This window comes from Dolichospermum sp. UHCC 0260 (assembly GCF_009711985.1).
Taxonomy (GTDB): Bacteria; Cyanobacteriota; Cyanobacteriia; order Cyanobacteriales; family Nostocaceae; genus Dolichospermum; species Dolichospermum lemmermannii.
In genome coordinates, this window is record NZ_VIKZ01000053.1 from 1 (window position 1) to 24,440 (window position 24,440).

The following is a 24,440-nucleotide window of genomic DNA, read 5'->3' on the forward strand; positions in this document are numbered from 1 at the left end:
AACCCATAGTGCTTTATATCATTAAAATAGGGAACAGGGAATAGAGAATTGGTAAATAAAAATATATTTCTTCTTACCTCTTCCCTTATTGTTGAAATATTGCTAACTCGGTTTTGGGGTCAAAAAAATGCAGTTTATCAGGCACAAATGATAACCAAAGTTGGTCATTTATCTTTATAAATCTATCTGGGGGAACTCGAACTTGTAAAGTTTGTCCATCTACATTTTGTAAATCAGGATCGGAAATTTTTACAGCTAAAAAAGTGTCATTTCCTAAGTTTTCTACTAAGTCTACTTTGACTGGTAAATTTTTAGTAGCAGGTACACCCAAACTGAGATGTTCTGGACGAATACCCAATATTAAAGTTTGTCCGTCGTAGTTTTGTAACGCACTTCCCCACACATCTGGAAGGGTAAAGCGAAAGTTAGTATGGGTAATTAATAAAGGTGCGTGAAACTCCACAGGGATAAAATTCATGGGTGGAGAACCGATAAATTCCGCGACGAAGCGATTAGCAGGACGATTATATAGTTCTAAAGGTGCTGCAACTTGCTGTATTTTACCTTCTGACATAATGGCAATGCGATCGCCCATTGTCATCGCTTCAGTTTGATCATGGGTAACATAAATCGTCGTTATTCCCAATTGACGTTGTAATTTAACAATTTGGCTGCGGGTTTCAGCTCGTAGTTTAGCATCTAAGTTAGATAATGGTTCATCCATTAAGAATACTTGGGGATTGCGGGCGATCGCTCGTCCTAATGCTACCCGTTGTCTTTGTCCCCCGGAAAGTTGTTTCGGTAACCGATTTAACAGAGTTTCAATTTGTAATAAACCCGCAACTTTTTGGACTCGTTCATTAACAATTCTTTCTTTTGGAGAAATATACCGTAATCCACTAGGTAACTTTTTTGTTAACCCTACAAGTAAATTTTCGCCCCATTGAGTCAGTCTTTTTTTGCCAACTTCCTGATCTGGAAACTGACGACGTAAGCCAAAAGCAATGTTGTCATATACAGTCATGTGGGGATAGAGTGCATAACTTTGAAACACCATAGCGATATCCCTGTCCTTGGGAGGTAAGTCATTAATCAAGCGAAGCCCTGCGGTATCTCCTACCGAAATGTTACCACCAGTCATTACCTCCAGCCCAGCGATTAACCTCAGCAGGGTACTTTTACCGCAGCCAGATGGTCCCACCAGCACCATAAATTCACCATCAGCAATGGTTAAATTAATCCGTCGCAAGACACTTACACCATCTGTACCGTCTGGTTGCGTTTTTGCACCTTCCCCACCGCGAGAGGGAAAACTTTTATAAACATTTTCTAATACAACTTGTGCCACGAGAATTCACTTTAAAATTTATTAATTTGTAAAGGCGGGATTTCTCCACCCATACATTACATATTATACATTGTTTCCCAAGACCCAGATCCTTGACTTCCAGATCCCCGACTTCTTCAAGAAGTCGGGGATCTTATTGATTCTAGCAATTCTTGAATCTGCTGATTAATAATTTTGACATCAAAACGTTGACCGGCACTAATTCTGGCATTATTGGCAATATTCGCAGTTTTTACAGATTCTTGCAGACAATTATGAATCACCTTTGCTAATTCTTGAGGTTCTCCGGGTGTGACTAAAAAACCATTAATCCCATCTTCCACTAATTCTATTGCACCACCAGCTTGAGCCGCAACCACAGGTTTACCACACAGCATAGCTTCAACAATAACTCTTCCAAAAGGTTCAGGTGCAGTGGAAGTATGGGTAATTAAATCACACATTGCCATTAATTTGGGAATATCTGAGCGAAAACCTAAAAAATTGACTCGATTTTCTAACCCCAATCCAACAACTTTTTGATGTAAATCTTTAACATATTCCTGTTCACCAAATAAAGCATCACCAACTAAAATTACTACCACATTTTCTGGACATTGAGAAAGAGCCTCAATTAAAATATGCTGTCCTTTCCAAGGAGAAAGCCGGCTAAAATGTCCAACAACAAATTTACCTTCTAATTCTAAATTAGCTCTGATTTTTCTAACTTCTAATGCATCAACTTGATAATTTTCTATAGCAAAACCATTATAAACAACTTCAACTATATCGGGTTTTCCTCCAGCTTGTAAAAATGCCGTTTTACTAGCTTGAGAATTAGCAATGACCAAAGCAGCACAACGGTTAATTAAATTAACAGCAACTCGCAAATTAGTTTTACTAAAATGTTCTAGAGAAAGAATATCATGTAAATGATAAACGAGAGGACGACGAGCGAAAAAACTAGCTATTGCCGCGACAACTAAAGCCTTTTGAGTATTAGCATAAATTAAATCATATTTCTTTGCCCGTTGCACAACCTGATTAATTAAAGGAATTATTTGCCCTAAACTAGCTAATGCTGGAAATAAACCACTTTGTTTACCAACTTTAATGGCTTGAGTTGTCAAAACCTCCACAGGAATTTGGTTTTCTTCGAGTAACTTACGAAAATCACCATCTGCGAATAAACCAACCAGGGAATTTTGACCATAAGGTTTAGCAATATCAACTAAACATAATTCAGCCCCACCAGGTTTACCACTTTGGTCTAAGAATAGAATTTTCATACAATTTTTATCATCAATTTAAGCTAAGAGAACTTGCCGAACTTGTTGAGCAATATTAGTCCAATCATAATTTTTAATTGTGTAATTACGACATTCTTCCCTAGAAGGTAAAGGCAGTTTTCCTAACATAACTTGTGCTAATTTATCAGCAATACTTTCAACAGTAATTGCCTCAGTAATTAAATCTGGAGAAAATTTCTGTAAAATTTCTGGCATTCCCCCCACAGGAGTACATAAAACAGGAGTACCACAGGCTAGAGATTCCAAAATAGCTAATCCAAAACCTTCAAAAGATTGACTTGGCATCACAGTTAAATCAGCCGCTTGATAAGCCACAGGTAAATCATTTTCAGGTAAGAAACCTAAGAATTGCACATTATTTTCTAAACCTAATTCTCTAGCTTGTTGTTGAAGTAAAGCTTGAATATGACCACGACCAGCTATAGCTAACCAAATATCAGGAATTCCCGCTTTAATCATAGCTATAGCTTGCAATAACTTATCAATTCCCATGCGGTGAACTAAGCGACGGGAAGTAAATAATATCGGCCGATTAGTTGGCCAACCTAGTTTTATTCTAGCCTCTTGACGCGAGAGATTATTCTGAAAATGATTAATATCAACTCCACCAGGAATGATGTGAATTTTCTGCCAGGGAACTTGGTATTTTTGATGGAGAATCTGACCAAAAGCTTTACTAAGGACAATAAAGCGATCGCACCGATTATAAGTGCTTTGTTCTATTATTTTTTCCTTTAGCCAAACACTCAACTTTTTATTAACAACTTCCTCCTGACTTTCCGAAGCCCAAGGCCCATGAAAGTTAAAAGTAACCGGTACTCCCTTAGGTAAAATATCTAAAATTGGAAAACTATATAATGCAAAATGGAGATTAATTGCATCAGGTTTACCTAATCTTGTTTTCTGAAAATTATCACGAATTGACCATAACCGAGAACTAATTTTACTATCTGGACAAGCTAAATTAGTCAACTTAATCTGTGTATTTTTAGCATCTAGAGGTAAACCCACTCCACATAATTCTACTTGGTCTTGAGATGCTGCTAATTTATGAATTAGTTCATAAATATACCGTTCCAAGCCTCCAGGATTGTTAGGAAACCAACCCGTACCTAAAGTTAGAATAGATGCCGATGCTGAACTTAATTTTATATCTTTACCTGCCACTTACTTATCTCCCCTTTGATAGATAAATTGAGATGAGTTATTTTGATTTATGCTTTTATTTATTTTGTCAATGCCAAGATAATTTATTTTCAGCATAATCTTTTAATACGACGCTGAGAATCAAAATCGGTTTAAATATAAAAATTATTCTATTTCCACAAACAAAATACATCAAAAAAATATATTTACATAACAAATAATAGATACTCGTAAAAATATCAACAGTATCAAGTATAATTTATTTATTTTGAAAATATATATTGTTGATAAAGTTTTGATGAAATTAACTGCAAGATAAAATTTATTTGTTAATTTATGAGTAAGAATTTAAAAGCCTATCCCACAGGGATAAATTAAAAATTCAAAAAGCATATTACAGCAACCGAATTATTTATGCAGATTAGTAAAACTTGCTACAAACTTTATCAATATCTTCATAACTTATTTTCGAGGAGATATTGGCGAAAAAAAATAACTTTCAATATTTTACTTGGTTTAACCTGTGGACTACTTATAACATTTGCCGGAATGACAATGGATTTAGCCACAACTAAAAAATCCAAAGCAGTCAAAACTCCTGAAATTACATATATTACTTCTTGGTTAGGAAATACCATTGGTAATGGTAAATTGCGAGTACAAAATAACATAGAAGGAATGTATGTCAAAGATGATGGGACAATTTACACAAATAGTGCTTGGGATGAAGCTGGTAGTGAAGCAGGAATATATAAAGATGGTAAACCAATTTTTATCCTCCAAGATACACATGGTTGGAATCGTTTAGGGGGTAAAGCAATAACAGTAAATAGCAAATATATTTATATTTCTATGACTCAAGGTGGAGTAGATCAAACTAAAGAAGATTATCCTCCCCAAGGACAAACTTGGTACTGCGTCAGACGTTATGACTTAACAGGAAAACCTGCACCTTTTGAGAAAGGGAATGGCTGGGATAAAAGTATGTTAATTACCAGCAAAAGTCATGAAGTCACAGGAATAGCAACAATAAATAATCACCTATTTGTTAGCAATGCTGGGGAGAATATTGTTCGGGTTTATAATACCGAAACAATGGCAGAAATAAACAAATTTACCGTTAATAGTCCCGAAAAAATTACCATTGATAAAAAAGGTAGTTTGTGGATTATTCAAAATCAAAAAGGTGCTAAATTTGGAAAAATTGTCAATTATTCTCAAGACGGAAAAAAATTACCAAAAGAAATAATAGATGTTGATAAACCATCAGCATTAGCCATTGATAATCTCGGCAGACTGTTAGTAGCAGAAAATGGGATTAATCAACAATTGGTAATTTACAATATTAATAATCAGCCGGTTCGTGTAGATACTTTTGGGGATAAAAAAGGTATTTTTGGTGGTGTAACTGGAGAAATAAAAACATCCAAACTCTACGGCATTACAGGAGTTGGTACAGATGCAAAAGGTAATATTTATGTAAATAGTAATGGCTTCAATAAATCAGGAACAGATTTAAGAAAATTTTCGCCATCAGGAAAAATAGCATGGCAATTATTAGGATTAATATTTGTAGATAATGCAGATACAGATCCAAAAACAGATGGTGTAAATATATTCACCAAACAAGAACAATATGTCATGGATTATAGCAAGCCTGCTGGTAAACAGTGGACATATAAAGCCTACACAGTTAATCCCTTTAAATATGCTCAAGATCCACGGCTGCATACATCACCAGATGGAACTTTTGTCCGTCGGATTCAAGGAAAACCTTTTCTATTTCTCACAGATATGTACAATAGCTTTTTGCAAATTTATCGTTTTCAACCAAAAACAGATGGTAAAATTGCAATTCCTGCCGGGATGTTTGTTGGTACTAATGATCAGAATAAACAATCTATTAATGGCAATTGGCCACCCAATCAACCCGCAAACGGAGAATGGATTTGGCGTGATAGTAATGGCAATGGTGCATTTGAAAAAAATGAATATGATAGCAGTCAAGACTATCCCTATATCGGAGGTTGGTGGGTAGATAGCAAAGGAGATGTTTGGAAAACTTTGCGAACCGAAGATGGCATTCGTCATTATCCTTTGCAGGGATTAGATAGTAAAGGAAATCCCATTTATACCTATAGTTCGATGAAAAAACTCAAAACTCCTAACACCTTCAAAGACTTGCGAAGGATTGAGTATTTTCCCGAAACAGATACTATGTATTTATCAGGTTTTACCATTGAACATCCGGCATTTGCTGATGATGCCAAAGTCATAGGATCAGAAATTGCTCGCTTTGATCATTGGAGTAAGGGAAATCGCACTCCTAAATGGCGAATTGTTGTCCCCTACGACACTACAGGTAAAGGACAAATCGCCACCGCAGCCATGAGTGTAGCTGGTGATTATGTATTTGCAGTGGGTGTAAAAACCGCAGAAGTATCTGTTTATAAAACTGCTACCGGAGAACTCGTGAAAAAGATGACTCCAGGTGCAGAAGTTGGAAAAGAAAGTGGTTGGGTTGATATTCCCTATGGTATCCGGGCTTTCCGTCGTGCTAATGATGAATATCTCGTATTTGTCGAAGAAAATTGGCAAGGTAAGGTGCTTATCTATCAGTTTCCTATTTGATTTATAGCCAGTTTAAATAATTTGTGAACTCGGAAATACCCAATTTATTAAATAAGTTGGGTATATAAATCAATTTAGAGTATTTTGGGTGAGCGATCGCTCTTTTATCTAAAATATTCCCTAATTTACAATTAAATCCTGATTTTTTCCTTATTTTCCAGAGGAAAAACTGCATCGGAAAAATCAATAGTTTCGCCAGCCATGGGTAAATATTCATCATTGAGATATTCACAAAATATAATTTCTACAACATCCAAATTATCATTTTCAGAAATTATAGCTTGATAAATAAAACCATCTTCTGATTTTTTAAAAGCATCATATAAATCAATATTACCAGAACGAATATTTTTTAATCTGCTTTTCGACATGGGAGAATAAAGCCAAGTTTTATGATCTGGTGTTTCATCTATCCAAACAGCTAAAAAAATCTGTCCTGAAGCATTTTGACAGCTAAATAAACAGGGAAAATCATAATATTCATAGATTTCAATAATTTCTAGGTTTACTAGCGGTGGGTATTGTGGTAGTAATTTCATAGATAAACCTCATGTTTAGTCAGGAGAAGTAATATTAACAATTTCAAAATTTTTCCAAGGTTCTTGATTAGCTGGAAACCACCAAGTATGATGATGATTACCTGTTTTTCTGGAAGGTGTATTTAACATTACTCCTAAATCAGAATTTCCATATCCTAATGCTACTTGTTTTTTGCGAAGTGCAGGAACTTTATTACGAGCATTACAAACTCCTGCTGCTGAGGTAAAAACAGAGAGTCCACAAGTTTGACATTCTGTGATGTTTTTAGGGCAAGGTTGATCTATATTTTGTTTACGCCATGATCTAAAATCATCAGATGTAGGAGGGTTATTATCTACCAGACGGTAAATAGTTCCTGAAATTGGTTGAGCAGCTTCAGGAGGGCAATTTTCAGGAAAATACTGAGGCCATTTCATGTTGTTTCTTTTATTTTAATACATTTTTTAAATGATATCACCACCGCCAAGAAATTACGCTAATAGCAAAATTCAGCTAAAACTGAATCAAGATTGATATTTATTCAGTCTGTTTTAACAGACTTTTGCTATGAGACTGAGAATTAATTCTCAGGCGGTTTGGTGGGATAATGGAAGATGTATATTAACAGCAAAAAACCCTCTATAAATTAACCGAAGGGTTATTAATAAAGATCCAACAATTTATTTCACTCCCTAATATTTTCAAGATTGATAAGAAATAGTATTATCAACAGGGATATTTCATTCTAAATTTTGAACTTTAATGTATTTACGAGAATACGTTGTTTTAGGTTTTAGGGGTTTTATCTGAAGACGGCTAAGAACGCCTAAATTTGTTGATGAAATCTAGAATGGAATAATCCTGGTATTATCAATCTTTGTATTTTCCCGCTATTAAACGCAATTTGTATAGGTTACTATTTTAGAACCTCCATATACAAGTAGACCACCAACTGCAATAATCGCACCCACTGGTGCTGTAACTGTTGTGGTTATTTCTGTAGTCATTCCAAGCCAACCCAAAAAGCCGTCTCTTGGAACATGACTTGTTGTTTCCCTTAGTACTATTGATCCCAAACTTAAGCCACCCCAAGCAGCAATACCACTTATAATAGCAAAATCATTTTCACCGAAATCCAGAGTACAAGCTAGATCATTCCCATTAGATATAGCCATAGCTAGATCGGGAAAAGTTAACAAACTACCAGTAACTAGCAAGAAAATAGCTGGAAAGGCAAAGACAGAAGTTATTAGGCTTTTGGCATTTAGGAATATACGCAGCATCTCAACTCCCTGATGTGTTAATTGGTGTACCTGTTCGATAGTAATTTAGAGGGTTTACGCATGAACAACACTATATGTCAGTTTATCAACTGTAACAGGTACAATCAAAGACTGAACCTTGTCCACTACTTCCTGTCTAGTGCTTCAACAAGCAACCGCACCGGGAAAATCAATCACCTCCGCAATAAAGCGTCCGTTTTCCTCTATTTCAATTTCTATCTTTAAGTTCACATCCCCAAACGGTAAGGTAATAAAAGCCATATTTAGTAAAAATAAACAAAATAGATGACATCCATAGAATCCCACAAAAAAGCCAAAGCCCTCAAACCCGGAAGTGTGCGCCCCGCCAAAGAACTATGTAGCGAATGCGGACTATGCGACACCTACTACATCCACTACGTCAAAGAAGCCTGCGCCTTCATTACCCAAAGAATAGACGAACTAGAAACCACCACCCATAACCGCCCCCGCAACCTAGAAGACGAAAACGAACTATATTTTGGCGTACACCAAGAAATGATGTCCGCCAGAAAACAACAACCCATAGAAGGCGCACAATGGACAGGAATAGTAAGCAGCATAGCCATAGAAATGCTAAATCGTGGCTTAGTAGAAGGCGTAGTCTGTGTCCAAAACAGCAAAGAAGACCGCTTTCAACCTATGCCTATTATCGCCCGCACCCCCGAAGAAATACTAGCAGCCAAAGTCAATAAACCCACCCTATCCCCCAATCTTTCTGTATTAGAAGAGATAGAAAAATCAGGAATGAAAAGGTTATTAGTCATCGGAGTAGGTTGTCAAATCCAAGCATTACGCGCCGTAGAGAAAAAACTCGGCTTAGAAAAACTCTACGTACTGGGAACACCATGCGTAGATAACGTTACCCGCGCCGGACTGCAAAAATTCCTAGAAACCACCAGCCGTTCCCCCCAAACAGTAGTCAGCTACGAATTCATGCAAGACTTCCGAGTCCACTTCAAACACGAAGACGGTTCAGAAGAAACAGTCCCCTTCTTCGGCTTAAAAACCAACGTCCTCAAAGACATCTTCGCCCCATCATGTATGAGTTGCTTCGATTACGTCAACTCCCTCGCTGATATCGTCGTCGGGTATATGGGCGCACCTTACCAATGGCAATGGATAGTAGTCAGAAACGATACAGGCAAAGAAATGCTCGAACTCGTCAAAGACCAACTCCACACCCAGCCAGTCACGTCCCAAGGAAACCGGAAACCAGCAGTACAGCAAAGCATACCAGCTTATGATCAAGCAGTTACATTACCCATGTGGGCGGCGAAATTAATGGGAGTAGTCATAGATAAAATTGGCCCCAAAGGACTAGAATATGCGAGATTTTCCATAGATTCGCACTTTGCGAGAAATTACTTATATGTGAAGCGGAATCATGGAGAAAAATTAGAAGCTCATGTACCGGAGTTTGCGAAACGGATAGTGGGGCAGTATAAGTTACCGGAATAAGATTTCGCGCAAAGGCGCAGAGGAGCAAAGGCGCAAAGGGAAGAAGAAGGAGGTAAGGTATTAAGAAGGAGGTTTATATGACTGAGAATGAAATTGCGACTCAGATTGTTGATGCTGCTTATAAGATTCATACCAGATTAGGACCAGGGTTGTTTGAATCTGTGTATGAGACTGTTTTGGCTTATGAATTGGAGAGTAGAGGTTTACAGGTAGCAAGACAACAAGCAATACCTGTAGTTTACGAAAGTGTTCATTTACAGGAAGGGTTTCGGGCAGACATCATAGTTGAAAACAAAGTCATCATTGAAATCAAATCCCTAGAAACCCTCCACCCTGTACACAAAAAACAACTTATCACCTATCTAACTCTTGCCAATATACGCCTTGGACTACTCATCAACTTTGGTGAAGTCCTCATCAAAGACGGCATTAAACGCATAGCCAACAAACTTTAACCTCTTCCTTCTCTTCCCCCTCTTCCTTTGCGCCTTTGCTCCTTAGCGACTTTGCGCGAAACTATTCTTAATTCTCCCCCACAGCCTCAATAGCCGCTTGTAAAGCAATAGATACATGAGTCCAATGAGTCCCCCCTTGGCAATAAACCACATAAGGTTCTCGCAATGGACCATCTGCTGATAATTCCAAGGTACTCCCTTCGATAAATGTCCCCCCAGCCATGACTACTTGGCTTTCGTAGCCTGGCATATCGTCGGGTATGGGTTCGAGGTAAGAACCAATGGGGGAATGCTGCTGTATGGCTTTGCAGAAGGCGATCAGTTTTTTGGCTGAACCCAGTTTAATGGCTTGAATCACATCTCCTCTGGGCGCTAATGGTGGGGGGTTAACTGGATAACCCAGTTTGTCAAATACATAACCTGTTAGGTATGTTCCTTTCATCGCTTCCCCTACCATCTGCGGGGCTAAAAATAATCCTTGGAATAACAGGCGGTTTTGATCAAAGGTTGCTCCTCCTTCGCTACCAATACCGGGGGCTGTGAGTCTACAAGCGGCTGCTTCTACTAGGTCGGCGCGTCCGGCTATATAACCACCTGCACTCACGACTGTACCTCCAGGATTTTTGATCAATGATCCGGCTATGAGGTCAGCACCAATATGGGTTGGTTCTTGGGTTTCGATGAATTCGCCGTAGCAGTTGTCTACAAAACAAACGGTGTTCGGGTTTTGCTTTTTAACGATGTGAACAATTTTTTCGATGTCGGCTATGGAGAGGCTTGGCCTCCATGAATATCCGCAGGAACGTTGAATCAATACTAACTTTGTGTTGTCAGTAATGCTAGTGTTTAAGTTTTGCCAATCTATTTTTCCTTGATCAGTTAGTTCCAATTGGCGGTATTTTATGCCAAAATCAATTAGAGAACCTTGGCCTTGTCCTCTCAAGCCAATTACTTCTTCGAGAGTATCGTAGGGAGAACCGACTACTGCTAACATTTCATCCCCAGGACGAAGTACACCATACAGCGCACAAGCGATCGCATGAGTTCCCGAAACAAACTGCACTCGCACCACAGCAGCTTCAGCACCCATTATTTGGGCAAAAACTTTATCTAAGGTTTCTCGTCCTAAATCGTCGTGTCCGTAGCCACTTACGCCTGCAAAATGATGTGCGCCTACTCGGTGATGACGAAAGGCATCTAATACTCTTTTAAGATTATGCTTGACCTGAGCGTCAATACCAGAAAAAATTTCTAATAGTGCCTGTTCTGCTTCCCGCAGCCGTTCAAAGCTGTTCATCATTTCCTCATTCAAAAACATAAAATAGATATGCGGATTTTAGGATCTCGCAGATTAGGCTGAACAATTTCTATTCAGGTTACTGCATGACAATTGCTACTTCTAAACCTCCCATTAACTGGGTTAATACCCTATTTTTCGTTTCATTGCACGTCGGCGCTCTATTTGCCTTAATTCCGAGCAATTTTAGCTGGAAGGCAATTGGTGTTGCTTTATTGCTTTACTGGGTGACTGGAGGTTTAGGTATTACTTTGGGATATCACCGTCTTGTCACTCACCGTAGTTTTCAAACGCCTAAATGGCTAGAGTATGTCTTGGTAATCTTTGGGACACTATCTTGTGAAGGTGGTCCAATTGAATGGGTCGGTACACATCGAATTCACCACTTACATTCTGATACTGAATCTGATCCCCATGATTCAAATCAAGGTTTCTGGTGGAGTCACATGGGTTGGATGATTCATTTTGCTCCTGCTCACAGTCAAGTTCCTCGCTTCACTAAAGACATTATTGATGACCCAGTTTATCAGTTTTTACAGAAAAATTTCATTTTATTACAAGTTGCCTTGGGCATAATCCTATATTTCTTAGGTGGCTGGCCAATGGTAGTTTGGGGAATTTTTGCGCGGATTATTTGGGTTTATCACTGTACTTGGTTGGTAAATAGTGCTACTCATAAATTCGGATACCGCACTTATGATTCTGGTGACCAGTCAACTAATTGTTGGTGGGTTGCCATTCTCGTTTTTGGTGAAGGCTGGCACAATAACCACCATGCGTTTCAATACTCTGCCCGTCATGGTTTGGAATGGTGGGAAATTGATCTGACTTGGATGACAATTCAGTTATTACAATTACTAGGTCTAGCGACAAACGTAAAGCTGGCAGAGAAAAAGGCATAAGCAGATTTTCTGCTCAAAGTCAATAGTTTTGTAGTCATTTTTTGGCTGGAAACTATTGACTTTTTGTGTGTAAATAAAGCAATTTTTAATTTGAAATTTTTAATTGCTCAATATCTATCCTAAGTTGTTCTAAGGTTGCTATAATCTCAGAAATTAATGTTACAAAACTTTGCAGCAAGTTACTTTTTTTAGTAACCTTGTCTAGCTGTCTGTTGTTTTTCAGGTATTCATGACTACATCAATCATCAAAAGTCAGGAAATAGCGGTCTCCACAGACCTTGGTAAAGACCAAATAAAACTAAAACATATTATCAAAAGTCTACCCAAGGAATGTTTTCAGAAAAATAGCCGCAAAGCATGGACAACTGTGCTTATCAGTCTATCTATGGCTGCATTAGGCTATTATTTTATAGCAATTTCCCCTTGGTTTCTTCTACCCATAGCGTGGATTTTTACAGGAACTGCTTTAACAGGTTTTTTCGTTATTGGACATGATTGCGCTCATCGTTCATTTGCAAACCGTCGCTGGGTAAATGATTTAGTGGGACATTTCTTTATGATGTTCTTAATTTACCCTTTTCATAGCTGGCGCATTAAACATAATCATCACCATAAACATACCAACAAGCTAGACGAAGACAACGCTTGGCATCCTATTAGAACAGAAACTTTTGCAAGTTGGTCTAAAAGTAGACAGTCTGTCTTTGAGTTGTTTATCAGTAAACGTCTCTGGTGGGTAGGTTCTATTGGCCATTGGGCGGTTGTGCATTTTGATTGGCGCAATTTTCCGAAAAAAGAACAAGATAGTGTTAAATTTTCTGTGGCTGTAGTGGCTGTTTTTGCAGCGATTGTTTTCCCAACTTTGATTATTACAACTGGTGTTTGGGGTTTTATTAAATTCTGGGTTATTCCCTGGATGGTTTACCATTTCTGGATGAGTACCTTCACCATTGTTCACCACACTCTTCCAGATGTTCCTTTTGCAACTGCTAATAAATGGAATGAGGCTTTAGCACAGTTATTTGGAACAGTTCATTGTGATTATCCTCGTTGGGTAGAAATTCTTTGTCACGATATTAATGTTCATGTTCCCCATCATATTTCTACTGCTATTCCTTCCTATAATTTGCGGTTGGCTTACAGCAGCATCAAAGAAAATTGGGGTGCTTATCTCCATGATGAATATAAATTCTCTTGGGGTTTAATGAAGGACATTACTAATCAATGTCAACTTTATAAAACTGATATTGGTTATATAACTTTTGACGAATATCGTGAAGAAAAATTATCAACGGTGAAGTAGTAATTCTTTCTACTTTTAGCACCAATTCTTTTGATTTGGCAATTAACCAAATTTAACCCGGTTTAGGTCAATTGCCAACATCTCAAGTTTGTATTTTAGAGGTCATTAAATATTACCTCACTGTTAATTTCTAATTTACAATCAATTAAATAATCCAGTGCAATTAGATACAATCGAGTTTAATCAAAACCCTAGTTCTGCATCTACTGAAGGTCAAGAAAAATTACCGTTTACTCTTCAGGATTTAAAAGCTGCAATTCCCGCTGAATGTTTTCAGCCAAGTGTAACGAAATCACTTTATTATTTCTTCCGTGATGTTCTGATTGTGGGACTGCTGTATGCAGCGGCTAATTATCTGGATTCTTGGTATTTTTGGCCAGTTTTTTGGGTCATGCAAGGAACTATGTTTTGGGCTTTATTTGTTGTTGGTCATGACTGCGGACATCAATCTTTTTCTAAGCATAAATGGTTGAATGATTTAGTTGGTCATATTACCCATACTTTCATTCTTGTTCCTTATCATGGTTGGAGAATTAGCCACAGAACTCACCACAAGAATACAGGCAGTTTGGAAAATGATGAAAGCTGGTATCCTGTTTCTGAATCTGAGTATGATGAAATGCCTTTATCGCAAAGAATAGGGCGTTTTTATCTGTTCTTATTGGCTTATCCGGTTTATTTATTCAAGCGTTCTCCTGGTAAAGAAGGTTCTCACTTTTCACCTAGTAGCCCACTGTTTAAGCCTTCCGAAAAATGGGACATTATCACCAGCACCACACTTTGGATTAGTATGGTAGTTTTGTTAGGTTTATTCACCTATCAATTTGGTTGGATGGCGTTGTTAAAATACTACGCTGGACCTTACATTGTCTTTATTATTTGGTTGGATTTGGTGACTTTCTTACACCATACTGAACCGGGAATTCCTTGGTATCGTGGGGAAGAATGGACTTTCCTGAAAGGGGCAATTTCTAGTGTTGACCGAAATTATGGAATTTTTAACCACATTCATCATGATATCGGTACTCATGTTGCTCACCACATTTTCTTGAATATGCCTCATTACAATTTGTTGAAAGCGACTGAGGCAATTAAACCAATTATGGGTGAGTATTTCCACGAATCAAAAGAACCAGTTTGGAAGTCTTTGTGGAATTCTGCTATTGGTTGTCATTTTGTTCCCGATACAGGTAGTAAGGTTTACTACACTTCTAAGAGTCAGAATGTCAAGTAATCGGTAAATTTTTTAAAGCTAGGAAGTCCGCTAATGCGGGCTTTTTTTATTTTATATTTTCCTTAAAATTGAAAATAGGGGATAATTATCTTCAAGGATCGGCATACTGAATAAGGGAGAAATTAAAAAACCACTCTTGGGACGAAGGTAATAAAGCGAAAATGAGACGTAAATCTGCTAATACTAGACCAACAAATAACCCTAAACCCTCTATTTTCCAATCCCCGGTGTTTAACTTCGCCACCATTGCCCTTTTAGGAGGAGTGATGATTTTGGGAATTGGGATTGGGATTGCGTTTAGTTCGACAACTACATTAAGTTCATCAAACGTAGCTTCCCGTGAGTTCATTGACACCAGAGCTCCAAATCCTGAGATTTGTGTGCAGTTTGGATCTAGTGCCATGGTGATGGATGCCAGACTCTTTGTCACTCTTAATCCCTTTAATGTCTTTGTTGCCCAGCCAAATATCCGTCCTGGATGTGTAATTCGTCAAAATAACTGGGCTATTTTAGAAAATAAAAAACTTGTAACATCAGATCAGGTACGAGAATGTAAAAATCGTCTTAATACCTTTGGCTTTACAGGGGACTTAAATAGTGAAAAGCCAGATATTAGATGTATTTATCAAAATGAATCGGCTCAAAATTTCTTTTTATCTCAACCTGGTGCTGTGGGAAGTCCACAAGATACGGAAAGATTTTAAATATGGGAGTCAGGAGTCAGGAGAAGGAAGAAGAAAGAAGAAGAAGGAAGAAGATTTTTCTTTCACTTTTCTTCTTTCCTGATAAGTTTTAGTTTTCTATGCTTACAGATACTTAATCACGACCATTGATAGCAATCAGCAAGCGTAAGATAAAGACAAATAAATTGATGTAGGTGAGATACATTGACAAAGCTGCTGGTAAATATTCATCATTGCGGTAAGTGCGGGGTAAGATGTAAAAATCAACTACTGATGCTCCTGCGAAGAGAAATACACCTATACCAGAGATACCAATTTCTAACCAACTGGGTGTGTAAACACCAAACAAGGTAAAGACAAATTGGAGAAGACAAACCACCAATAAGGCCACAATGCCCAAACTAACGGTTTTTGTCAACGCCATACCGTCTGCTTCCGAAAGGTTAGAACCGATTTTTCGGGCAACAATGAAGGTAATGCCACAACTTAAAGCAGCAATAGCAATACCTTGAATACCTACCCCTTGGGTTCTCAAAGCTACAAATACCAAGCCACTCAAGGTATATCCAGATAAGAGACTGTAAATACCCAATAGGGGTAAAGCTAGGGCTTTGTTACCTTTTGATGCCACATTTTGGGCAACGAAGAACAAAATTAATTCTAGAATTACTGCCCCTATGAATGTAGGGAAAAAGAGTCCGGGGTTAGTGCGGATAACACCTAAACCACCATAAGTTCCGAATGCTGTCAGCACCAATCCAGCACCGACATAGGGAAGGGCGTTAGCGATAACATTAGGTCCAACGATTCCATGAGTTTTAGCCTCACGGAAAGCTTCACGAAAGTTGCTGGAATTACTCATATCTAAAAATATTGAAACTGCTGATTTCTATTTTTACAAATTTTATAGATTCTTGGGTAGGGGTTGACCAAATTCAATTATGGGAATTTCTTTCAGGTTATTTGGAGCGCTAGTTCCCTCCGGGACGCTTCGCGAACGCTATCCAATGGTATCTTGCCCGTCCTTGTATTATTAGCGGGCAAGATGCCCGCACTACAAGAAATTTTGGGATATTTTTTAAATTGGAAGTCTCTAAAAGTATCTCTACACTGATATACTGTACTGATTAAGAACAATTGAGGTAAGAAGACGTAGTATGTCACAAACATGGGATGGAATTGGTTTAGGTGAACTAATTGACAAAGTTAAACAGGAGTTAGCCAACACTAACAAAGACAATCCTGTTTTTATGGTTTCAAATGTCGAACTAGAACTGCAAGTATCGGTTTCTAGAGAAATTGAGATTAAAGGGCAAGGTGAAGCCAAAGTTGATCTTAAAATTAATGTTTTAGGCGCTGATTTCTTTAAATTAGGTGAGGCAAAAGGAAGTGCAGAAGCTAGTAGAAAAGTCAATGAAGAAAATATTCATACTATCAAAATTACTTTAACTCCAGCTATTCTTAACCAAGCATTTATGGCTAGTTTGCCGAAAGATAAACAAGAGGCAATAGAAAAAGCAACTACTGGCATTGTACTGCAAGGTCGTAATAAGAAAATTGATATTTAGTGATATTTAGGAAAAATAAATGCCAACACTTAAGCTAACTTTAACTGCAACTGACAATGAATGTTTTACTATAGTTGCAAAAAATTATGCTACTGAAAATTCTAAATTACCCTTTTTTGATGACCAAGGAAATTCCCATCTTCGTGCTGTTATCAATTCGCTAAACGCTTTGACAAATCAATATTCAGATAATAATGATAAAAAATGGATGATAGCAGAAGGATTATTAAGTGAAACAGATACTAATTCTTTTCATGGTCAAATGCGCGAAAACATTGGGAAAAAACTTTATCAGGCTTTGTTTACAGGAAATATTGAAAAAGCACTAAATAAAGAATTTGGTAAAGAGGAAGATTTACATATTCAAATTGAATATGATTTTAGAGTAAGTGCTAATTCTAAATTATCCTTATATCCTTGGCATTTAGTACATGATGGTAATGAATTTTTATCAAAAAATCGAGTTACTTTTTCCTATCGCATACTTGATAATACAAATTATCCACGAAAAAAACGCCAGATTAATAAACTCAAAGTTTTAGTCATCTCATCACAAGCATTTGATGATGATCAGATTCAACTGCAAAATCAAGAGTCATTAATTAATGATAGCTTAAAAAAAGCCCAAAATGAGGAACGCGCTTGTTTATTATCTTGGTATAAACCAGGAGAAAAACCAACCTTTAAAAGATTACGAGACTATTTAACTGATCATTCCAAACAAGCTGATAAACTTCCTGATATCATTCATTTTAATGGTCATGGAGTTTTCCAAGATCAATCAGGATTTCTTTTATTTGAGAATGAAAAAGGTGAACCAGATTATATCAGTGCTGAAGATTTTAGAGATTTGATTGATATTTGCAACCCAAAACCACAATTAGTAGTTATTACTGCTTGTCAAGCTGCTTTAGCTCATAAAAGTGATTCTGTTTTCAATGGTGTTGCTCAAAAACTACTGCAAATAGTACCAGCAGTTGTAGCTACTCCATTTAGTATTAGTCAAGATAGTACAACAGATTTTATAGACCAGTTCTATCGGGTTTTAGGTAATGGTAAATCTTCTTTATTAGAGGCTGTGAAATTTGCTTCTAAGGCTATGAAGCATAAACAATATGAGTGGTATCGTCTTGTGCTATTTTTACGTCATGATGGTGATGAGGATGGATATTTATTTGATTTTCAGGAAACACAGTTACAACCAGTTATTTCACAAAATAAAGAGTTAGAAGTGTCAGATATAGAAACACTGAAAGATTTATTAAAACGTTGTAGAATAATTACGACTAATAGAATTGTTCGTGAGAATTTCTGTCAATCTATTGGCATAGAAATAGATGACATTTCTCCTGAAGGTCTAGCTACTTTAGGTGATAAGCTATTTATAGATACTTTATTGGATTATTTAGAAAGGACAGATAATATATCAGCTTTTTATCAATTATGTGTAAAACTTGAGCCTCATTTTAAATCTTCATTAACCCTCGCAAATAAACTACAAAACATTAAAAATAAATTCATGTGAAAATGAGCAAAGTAGAATTAGTAGCACTAAAAGATTTATTAAAACGTAGTGGAGAAATTACAGACAATACAAATGTCCGTGAAAATTTATGTACATATATTGGAATAAGAATAGATCATATTTCTCCTGAAAGTGTAGCTAGTTTAAACAATGATCAGTTTATAGATATCCTATTAGATTATTTAGAAAGGACAGATAATACATTAGCTTTTTGTCAATTATGTGTAAAAATTGAGCATCATTTTCAGTCTCCGGGAGAATTGCAAGATAAACTAAACAACATAAAAGATAAATTGTGTCCAAAACAACAAGACAATAAAATCAAACAATCATGCTTACTTGTTGCTGTTCATGAAGACAATAAAGGTATAAGATTAGAAGCATGGGTTAGTAATAATATTGGAAATTATTTACCATTGCTAAAAAAAGATCCTTCTATACTACAAATTTCATCAAAAGAATTTCCTGAGACTTTTAGAAAAATCTACCAAAATTGTCTTGAAGAAATTAAAAGCAATGATGATTTTCCTTGTAAATATATCAGCAAAATCAAAGTTTTTTTACCTTACAATTTATTTATTAAAAATAATCATAAAATAAGTTCTATAGATACTTTAGTAATTGATGAAACAGTTCCCAAAGCAGCACGTATCACCTTTGGAGAAATGTTTGAAGTAACTTTAGAATTTTTAGAACGCTTTAATGAAAATAAATTAGACAATCACACATCTATGTGGCATAAAAAATGTGATTCTTTTAAAGAGATATCAAATAAATCAGTTAGAGATATTCTTTTCCTGGTAACACAATCAGATATAAATAAAAGATCAAAATTGAAGAAAGATTTACTTTCAGATCATGTAGTAGGAATAACATTTATTAATTTTATTAATCTAAAAACCATAGGTGAACTATTATTTTATAATGGCATACCTTTTGCATTATGGATAAGGAAAGATATTAAAGAAATAAATATTGAGCAGACATTAAATAATATAATAAGTGAAGTAAATTATTTAGAAAACTTACCCAGTATTATTAAAGGAGAACGTATAAATGCGAAAGATGATAAAAATCATATAGGAAATCATTTGTCATTAATATGTGATACTGATAACTTATGTCTACCACCTACATCTAAATTATCAATGCCTTAAATTATGAACAACACTAATCAAGACTGGAAAATATTTCAAGGAAACAATACCACACCCCATGATCATATCACCGACTTACCAAAACCACCAAGTTGGCGACCTTTTGGGGAAGATAGCAAACCAGGGGAAAATAGACGCAAAAAAAGAGGAGAAACTTTTCAAATTCGACCAGAAGAAATTGAAATGGTCAATGCTGCATTATATCTAAGAAGACCATTATTAATAACAGGTAAACCAGGTACAGGAAAATCATCTCTTGCTTATGCTGTAGCTAGAGAACTCAAATTAGGAGAAGTTCTTTACTGGCCAATTACAACTCGCGCTACTCTAAAAGATGGACTTTATAGTTATGATGCCATATCGAGGTTGCAAGAAGTTCAACAACAAAAACAACAGAATTTTTCAGAATTGTCAGATGATAATAAAAAAGCCCAACTGAAAATAATTGAAAAATATATTACCTTGGGACCACTAGGAACAGCTTTTTTACCTGCTACTAGACCGCGTATACTGTTAATTGATGAAATAGATAAAAGTGATATTGACTTACCTAATGATTTATTGGGTCTTTTTGAAGAAGGCAGTTTTGAAATTCCTGAATTAAATAGAATTAAGGAAGAAGTACCCAAGGTTAAAGTCCGTACAGCTTATAGTGATGAAACAGAAGACACAACTAAAGAAGATATTAGTACCGAAATTGAAAATGGCCGTGTTACCTGTACACATTTTCCTTTTGTGATTTTAACCAGTAATGGTGAACGTGATTTTCCAGCGCCATTTTTGCGTCGTTGTTTGCGTTTAACAATGAAGTCACCGTCAATAGATGATTTAATTAACATTGTTACGGCTCATTTTATTTTGGCTAACTTGACAGAAGAGGAAACAAAAAAAGAAGAAGAGAAAATAGAATTAGTCAACAAACTAAAGGCAGAGTTTTTCGTTGAAAATATCAAAAATTTGATTAATGATTTTAATGATAAACAAACAGAAAAAACATTAGCAACAGACCAATTATTAAATGCTATTTTTATGGTGACAAAAGGACGTATTGATAGTAAAAGTAAGTTGATTGAGAAATTGCTTACAGATTTAGGTGCAGTTGAAGATTTAGAGGCTGAAGAAGAAAATGAATAAATTATCTTCTCATGCAATGATTGAAAGCTTAATTCGCCGATTAGATCAGGCTGGATTACTGCACAATTTGTCATTGGATGATGAAGATATTGCTGATAGTATTTGGTTGGCTTTGCAAATAGGAGTTATTGCTGAATCAAAAGCACCAACAATCACAAAACCAGAACCAAAAATAATTGATGATGGAAAAATAGAATCTGCTAAAGGTACTCCTATAAAAAATGAAGTTATTAATGTTTATCCGAAACCACCAGAAACAAAACCAGATAATCAAAATTCAGGAATAACAAACCCAACATCAAGATTTCCGTTTCAAGTCCCCGCAGCCCGGACTATTCAAAATTCCTTAGAAATTGGTCGGGCAATGCGTCCCCTCAAGCACAAAGTTCCTTCTATGACGAGATTCATTTTAGATGAAGAGGCTACTGTCAACCGCATTATTGAAAGGGATATTTGGCAACCTGTTAGGAAATCAGAACTGGAAAGATGGCTAAATTTAGAATTAGTAGTTGAAGAATCCCGTTCTGCTTTTATTTGGCAAGAATTAATAGATGAATTTCAACAAATTCTCGAAAATCAGGGGGCATTTCGGCGTATTCGAGTTTGGACTATTAAATCTCAAAATAATAATTTAATGCTCATTCGTCGTAAAAAAGGAGGTAAATTAGAACAACGTCAACATCAGCACCGGGAATTGATTCATCCAAATAAACGGGGTTTAACTTTACTTATTAGTGATTGTGTATCTCCCCTTTGGCAAAATCCCACTTTTCATCAATGGTTAAAAGATTGGTCGGAATCTCAACCTACTGCTGTTGTCCAATTCTTTCCTGAACGATTATGGGATAGTACCCAATTATCATTAGGACGTAAACTTTTTGCTAAAGCCTTAAATCCTGGTATTGCTAATAATAAATTAATTTTAGATGATTTACCTTTTTGGTTAAATATTAATTGGCATAAAACTTTAATTTTACCTGTTCTCAATTTAGACCCACAAATATTAAAACTTTGGGCGCGAGTAATTGCCGGTTTTGGAAATACTAGAATTTCTACTTATTTATTTGATTTAGAATACCTCTCTTCACCTCTCCCTAACCCTCTCCTAGAAGGAGAGGGAACAAATTCCCCCCCTTCCCTCGCAGGGAAGGGGGACGGGGGGTTAGGTCAAGAAGAACAAGCGAAAATAATCGTTAAACAATTCCTAAATACAGCATCTCTCACAGCCCAAAGATTAGCAGGAATGATGGCTGCTGCACCTGTAGATATTTCTGTAGTTAATCTGATTAGAAAAACCTGTTTAAAAGCAGCCCAACCTGTTCATGTGGCAGAAGTTTATATGGGGGGATTAATTTATGTTACTAAGGAAGATAAAGCCGGAAAAGCTAGAGTTTATGATTTTCTACCTAGTGTGCGAAAGGTACTCAATCAGGCAATGGCAACTAATGAAACAATCAATGTTTTAGATGCTGTTTCTAAATATATTGGTGACAGAATTGGTTTATCAGTTAATAGTTTTACCGCACTTATAGATTTATTACCTGAAATTGAAACCGATAAACAGAAAGTTCTGCCCTTTGCACAAATAGCTGTAGATGTATTCCGCAATCTTGGGGGTGAATATGCCCAATTGGCAAATTCTATATCTTCCAAAATTCAACCAATTACTTCTTCAGGAGATATAACAAAAGAACCAGAATTAAAAACCTGTACTGTTGAAGTTGCTACTATTGAAATTATCAAAACTCATACTTTTGATTTTGTGGTGGCAACTTTAGAACGGGAGTCAAAACGGGGTAAATCTAAAAACTGGGTCGTTAAGCAGCAACAAAAACAAGGTATTGGCGTAATTGAAGAATTGGCTGAAGGGGTAAATTTAGAACTCATGGAAATACCTGGGGGAAAATTCCTCATGGGTTCGCCAAAAACCGAATTAGATAGAACCGAATTAGATAGATTTGAAAGAGAATCTCCTCAACATCAAGTAACCGTCTCTAGCTTTTTTATGGGTAAATATTCCATTACCCAAAAACAATGGCGAGAAGTGGCAAAATGGGAGCAAATAGAGAAAGAATTAAAGCCTGACCCATCTAGGTTTAAAGATGATTATGAGGGGATAGATAGATGGACAAGACCAGTGGAAAGAATATCATGGTCAGATGCTAAAGAATTTTGTGCCAGATTAAGTCAGAAAACCGGCAGAGAATACCGTTTACCCACAGAAGCAGAATGGGAATATGCTTGTCGTGCAGGAACAACCACACCATTTCATTTTGGGGAAACAATCACCACAGAATTAGCTAATTATGATGGTAATTATGTTTATGGTGATGGAGTTAAAGGAGAATATCGCCAACAAACAACACCAGTGGGATATTTCAAAGTAGCGAATAATTTTGGGTTATATGATATGCACGGGAATGTGTGGGAGTGGTGTGAAGATAGCTGGCATGATAATTATAAAAATGCGCCTAAAAATGGAAGTGCTTGGATTGGTCAAGACAACGCTTCAAAGGTACTACGTGGTGGTTCTTGGTACTTCAATACTAGGGATTGTCGTTCTGCGTCTCGCGACTACATCAACTTTGACAGCAACTACAACGGTTTTCGAGTTGTGCGTGTAGCTTCCAGGACTTAGTTGCGTTTTGTTTTTTGCCTTCTTGCCTTGACAAAGTGGATTAAAAAATGTCTGAATCAGGATATCCAGGATTTAAGGATGTACAGGATGAAGTTTCTGTCCCAGTCAGAGATTGGGAGTGAGATGAATGGCGTTTAACAAGGCGGTACTTTTTATATTTTTACTATTTTATAGATTCTTAGGTAAAGGTTGCCCAAATTCAATTATGGGAATTTCTTTGAGTTTATTTGGAGAACTATTTTTGTTTTCTGAAGGTGGGGTCAACATAGCGGCAGGTAGGGGTGAATTGGTAATTACTGGGGGGTTTTGAGAATTTAGAGGTGGGACGGTGATTAAGGGTTGTTGGGAGTTAGTTGTGAGATTTGTGGATGGTGGTAGGGTGGTAGTGGGTTGTGTTAACAGACTGTTAGCGGGAGAAAAGGTAAGATGAGGATTGAATACCCAGCGCGTGGGTTTTTGTCGAGAAAGAGGTTGAAGTTGTACTTGGTTGGGTTGGAATTTGGTTCCTGGTGCTAGGTCAAGAACTATGCGGGTAATATTGGCGTTAAGTTGAGAAATACGAATTTTCTGAATTGCACCGGCATATTCTTTTTGGGTGAGGACTTTACCCAATTTGGTATTAGGTAAATCCAGAACCAGACGTGGTGGTTCGGCAAGGTAGAAATATTGGGGTGTTGCAGTTGTGGAGATATTAATTTCTAACTGCTGGGATTTGGGGTTAAATTCCCAATTATTAAGTTGTGCGATTGGTTGGGCAATACTGATATTGGGGGTAAGGGTGATTAAACCACATAAACTTACCCCGATAGATGGAAGAATTTTATTAGTTATTGTTTTCATAATTTAGTG

General features: G+C 36.7%; 21 protein-coding genes. 12 read left to right on the forward strand and 9 right to left on the reverse strand.

The window, feature by feature from the left end:
• Window positions 1-85 precede the first annotated feature (85 nt).
• From FJR08_RS18150 to FJR08_RS18160, 3 genes are all read right to left on the reverse strand, one after another.
• Window positions 86-1,348 carry an ABC transporter ATP-binding protein gene (locus FJR08_RS18150; protein WP_015083202.1) on the reverse strand — a complete coding sequence of 421 codons (1,263 nt, stop codon included), beginning with the start codon at window positions 1,346-1,348 and terminating at the stop codon, window positions 86-88.
• Window positions 1,349-1,464: 116 nt separating this feature from the next.
• Window positions 1,465-2,616: a glycosyltransferase family 4 protein gene (locus FJR08_RS18155; protein WP_168634114.1), complete on the reverse strand. Its 1,152-nt coding sequence runs from the start codon at window positions 2,614-2,616 to the stop codon at window positions 1,465-1,467.
• An 18-nt stretch (window positions 2,617-2,634) separates the two neighbouring features.
• Window positions 2,635-3,804: a glycosyltransferase family 4 protein gene (locus FJR08_RS18160; RefSeq protein WP_168634115.1), complete on the reverse strand. Its 1,170-nt coding sequence runs from the start codon at window positions 3,802-3,804 to the stop codon at window positions 2,635-2,637.
• A 393-nt stretch (window positions 3,805-4,197) separates the two neighbouring features.
• On the opposite strand from FJR08_RS18160, the gene FJR08_RS18165 reads away from it, so the two are divergent.
• A complete protein-coding gene (locus FJR08_RS18165) occupies window positions 4,198-6,414 on the forward strand; it encodes a hypothetical protein (RefSeq protein WP_168634116.1) in 2,217 nt (738 codons plus the stop codon).
• Between the two features lie 131 nt (window positions 6,415-6,545).
• On the opposite strand, the gene FJR08_RS18170 is transcribed toward FJR08_RS18165, so the two are convergent.
• The 3 genes from FJR08_RS18170 to FJR08_RS18180 form a co-directional block, all read right to left on the reverse strand.
• The gene (locus FJR08_RS18170) at window positions 6,546-6,953 is read right to left on the reverse strand and encodes a DUF6575 domain-containing protein (protein ID WP_168634117.1); all 408 of its coding nucleotides are present in this window, start codon (window positions 6,951-6,953) and stop codon (window positions 6,546-6,548) included.
• A 15-nt stretch (window positions 6,954-6,968) separates the two neighbouring features.
• A complete protein-coding gene (locus FJR08_RS18175; RefSeq protein ID WP_015083207.1) occupies window positions 6,969-7,370 on the reverse strand; it encodes a hypothetical protein in 402 nt (133 codons plus the stop codon).
• A 456-nt stretch (window positions 7,371-7,826) separates the two neighbouring features.
• On the reverse strand, window positions 7,827-8,216 hold the full coding sequence (locus FJR08_RS18180) for a hypothetical protein (RefSeq protein WP_168634118.1): 390 nt from the start codon (window positions 8,214-8,216) through the stop codon (window positions 7,827-7,829).
• 285 nt (window positions 8,217-8,501) lie between these two features.
• On the opposite strand from FJR08_RS18180, the gene FJR08_RS18190 reads away from it, so the two are divergent.
• Both FJR08_RS18190 and FJR08_RS18195 read left to right on the forward strand, forming a co-directional pair.
• Window positions 8,502-9,695, forward strand: a complete 1,194-nt coding sequence (locus tag FJR08_RS18190) for a Coenzyme F420 hydrogenase/dehydrogenase, beta subunit C-terminal domain (protein WP_168634119.1) — start codon at window positions 8,502-8,504, stop codon at window positions 9,693-9,695.
• Between the two features lie 77 nt (window positions 9,696-9,772).
• Window positions 9,773-10,150, forward strand: coding sequence for a GxxExxY protein (locus tag FJR08_RS18195; protein ID WP_015083210.1), 378 nt, complete (start codon window positions 9,773-9,775; stop codon window positions 10,148-10,150).
• A gap of 67 nt (window positions 10,151-10,217) precedes the next feature.
• Here FJR08_RS18195 and FJR08_RS18200 read toward each other — a convergent pair whose 3' ends face one another.
• Window positions 10,218-11,447 (reverse strand): methionine gamma-lyase family protein, encoded by a 1,230-nt coding sequence (locus FJR08_RS18200; protein ID WP_148766721.1) that lies wholly within the window; start codon window positions 11,445-11,447, stop codon window positions 10,218-10,220.
• 86 nt (window positions 11,448-11,533) lie between these two features.
• Between FJR08_RS18200 and FJR08_RS18205 the strand changes: the two genes are divergently transcribed.
• From FJR08_RS18205 to FJR08_RS18220, 4 genes are all read left to right on the forward strand, one after another.
• Window positions 11,534-12,349, forward strand: a complete 816-nt coding sequence (locus tag FJR08_RS18205) for an acyl-CoA desaturase (RefSeq protein WP_015083212.1) — start codon at window positions 11,534-11,536, stop codon at window positions 12,347-12,349.
• 229 nt (window positions 12,350-12,578) lie between these two features.
• Window positions 12,579-13,652 (forward strand): fatty acid desaturase, encoded by a 1,074-nt coding sequence (locus tag FJR08_RS18210; RefSeq protein ID WP_015083213.1) that lies wholly within the window; start codon window positions 12,579-12,581, stop codon window positions 13,650-13,652.
• A gap of 157 nt (window positions 13,653-13,809) precedes the next feature.
• Entirely contained in the window at window positions 13,810-14,886 is a 1,077-nt protein-coding gene (locus FJR08_RS18215; protein WP_015083214.1) for a fatty acid desaturase, read from the forward strand.
• A 161-nt stretch (window positions 14,887-15,047) separates the two neighbouring features.
• Entirely contained in the window at window positions 15,048-15,590 is a 543-nt protein-coding gene (locus tag FJR08_RS18220) for a DUF3172 domain-containing protein (protein WP_015083215.1), read from the forward strand.
• Window positions 15,591-15,702: 112 nt separating this feature from the next.
• On the opposite strand, the gene FJR08_RS18225 is transcribed toward FJR08_RS18220, so the two are convergent.
• Window positions 15,703-16,431: a Bax inhibitor-1 family protein gene (locus tag FJR08_RS18225; RefSeq protein WP_168634120.1), complete on the reverse strand. Its 729-nt coding sequence runs from the start codon at window positions 16,429-16,431 to the stop codon at window positions 15,703-15,705.
• A 295-nt stretch (window positions 16,432-16,726) separates the two neighbouring features.
• Between FJR08_RS18225 and FJR08_RS18230 the strand changes: the two genes are divergently transcribed.
• The 5 genes from FJR08_RS18230 to FJR08_RS23750 are packed head-to-tail and all read left to right on the forward strand — an operon-like array spanning window position 16,727 to window position 23,591.
• The gene (locus tag FJR08_RS18230; protein WP_168634121.1) at window positions 16,727-17,137 is read left to right on the forward strand and encodes a trypco2 family protein; all 411 of its coding nucleotides are present in this window, start codon (window positions 16,727-16,729) and stop codon (window positions 17,135-17,137) included.
• Window positions 17,138-17,156: 19 nt separating this feature from the next.
• Window positions 17,157-18,662, forward strand: a complete 1,506-nt coding sequence (locus tag FJR08_RS18235; RefSeq protein ID WP_168634122.1) for a CHAT domain-containing protein — start codon at window positions 17,157-17,159, stop codon at window positions 18,660-18,662.
• Between the two features lie 2 nt (window positions 18,663-18,664).
• The gene (locus tag FJR08_RS18240) at window positions 18,665-19,819 is read left to right on the forward strand and encodes a hypothetical protein (protein ID WP_168634123.1); all 1,155 of its coding nucleotides are present in this window, start codon (window positions 18,665-18,667) and stop codon (window positions 19,817-19,819) included.
• A gap of 3 nt (window positions 19,820-19,822) precedes the next feature.
• Window positions 19,823-20,953: a MoxR family ATPase gene (locus FJR08_RS18245; protein ID WP_168634124.1), complete on the forward strand. Its 1,131-nt coding sequence runs from the start codon at window positions 19,823-19,825 to the stop codon at window positions 20,951-20,953.
• A complete protein-coding gene (locus tag FJR08_RS23750; RefSeq protein ID WP_168634125.1) occupies window positions 20,946-23,591 on the forward strand; it encodes a formylglycine-generating enzyme family protein in 2,646 nt (881 codons plus the stop codon). Before FJR08_RS18245 ends, FJR08_RS23750 begins: the two co-directional genes overlap by 8 nt.
• Window positions 23,592-23,759: 168 nt before the next feature.
• On the opposite strand, the gene FJR08_RS18255 is transcribed toward FJR08_RS23750, so the two are convergent.
• The gene (locus FJR08_RS18255) at window positions 23,760-24,431 is read right to left on the reverse strand and encodes an AMIN domain-containing protein (RefSeq protein WP_168634126.1); all 672 of its coding nucleotides are present in this window, start codon (window positions 24,429-24,431) and stop codon (window positions 23,760-23,762) included.
• Window positions 24,432-24,440 lie beyond the last annotated feature (9 nt).

Coding starts and splice junctions, on each gene's coding strand:
- FJR08_RS18155 (WP_168634114.1), bottom strand. CDS start 2,616: ATGAAAATTCTATTCTTAGACCAAAGTGGTAAACCTGGTGGGGCTGAA.
- FJR08_RS18165 (WP_168634116.1), top strand. CDS start 4,198: ATGCAGATTAGTAAAACTTGCTACAAACTTTATCAATATCTTCATAAC.
- FJR08_RS18170 (WP_168634117.1), bottom strand. CDS start 6,953: ATGAAATTACTACCACAATACCCACCGCTAGTAAACCTAGAAATTATT.
- FJR08_RS18175 (WP_015083207.1), bottom strand. CDS start 7,370: ATGAAATGGCCTCAGTATTTTCCTGAAAATTGCCCTCCTGAAGCTGCT.
- FJR08_RS18180 (WP_168634118.1), bottom strand. CDS start 8,216: ATGCTGCGTATATTCCTAAATGCCAAAAGCCTAATAACTTCTGTCTTT.
- FJR08_RS18190 (WP_168634119.1), top strand. CDS start 8,502: ATGACATCCATAGAATCCCACAAAAAAGCCAAAGCCCTCAAACCCGGA.
- FJR08_RS18195 (WP_015083210.1), top strand. CDS start 9,773: ATGACTGAGAATGAAATTGCGACTCAGATTGTTGATGCTGCTTATAAG.
- FJR08_RS18200 (WP_148766721.1), bottom strand. CDS start 11,447: ATGAACAGCTTTGAACGGCTGCGGGAAGCAGAACAGGCACTATTAGAA.
- FJR08_RS18205 (WP_015083212.1), top strand. CDS start 11,534: ATGACAATTGCTACTTCTAAACCTCCCATTAACTGGGTTAATACCCTA.
- FJR08_RS18210 (WP_015083213.1), top strand. CDS start 12,579: ATGACTACATCAATCATCAAAAGTCAGGAAATAGCGGTCTCCACAGAC.
- FJR08_RS18220 (WP_015083215.1), top strand. CDS start 15,048: ATGAGACGTAAATCTGCTAATACTAGACCAACAAATAACCCTAAACCC.
- FJR08_RS18225 (WP_168634120.1), bottom strand. CDS start 16,431: ATGAGTAATTCCAGCAACTTTCGTGAAGCTTTCCGTGAGGCTAAAACT.
- FJR08_RS18230 (WP_168634121.1), top strand. CDS start 16,727: ATGTCACAAACATGGGATGGAATTGGTTTAGGTGAACTAATTGACAAA.
- FJR08_RS18235 (WP_168634122.1), top strand. CDS start 17,157: ATGCCAACACTTAAGCTAACTTTAACTGCAACTGACAATGAATGTTTT.
- FJR08_RS18240 (WP_168634123.1), top strand. CDS start 18,665: ATGAGCAAAGTAGAATTAGTAGCACTAAAAGATTTATTAAAACGTAGT.
- FJR08_RS18245 (WP_168634124.1), top strand. CDS start 19,823: ATGAACAACACTAATCAAGACTGGAAAATATTTCAAGGAAACAATACC.
- FJR08_RS23750 (WP_168634125.1), top strand. CDS start 20,946: ATGAATAAATTATCTTCTCATGCAATGATTGAAAGCTTAATTCGCCGA.
- FJR08_RS18255 (WP_168634126.1), bottom strand. CDS start 24,431: ATGAAAACAATAACTAATAAAATTCTTCCATCTATCGGGGTAAGTTTA.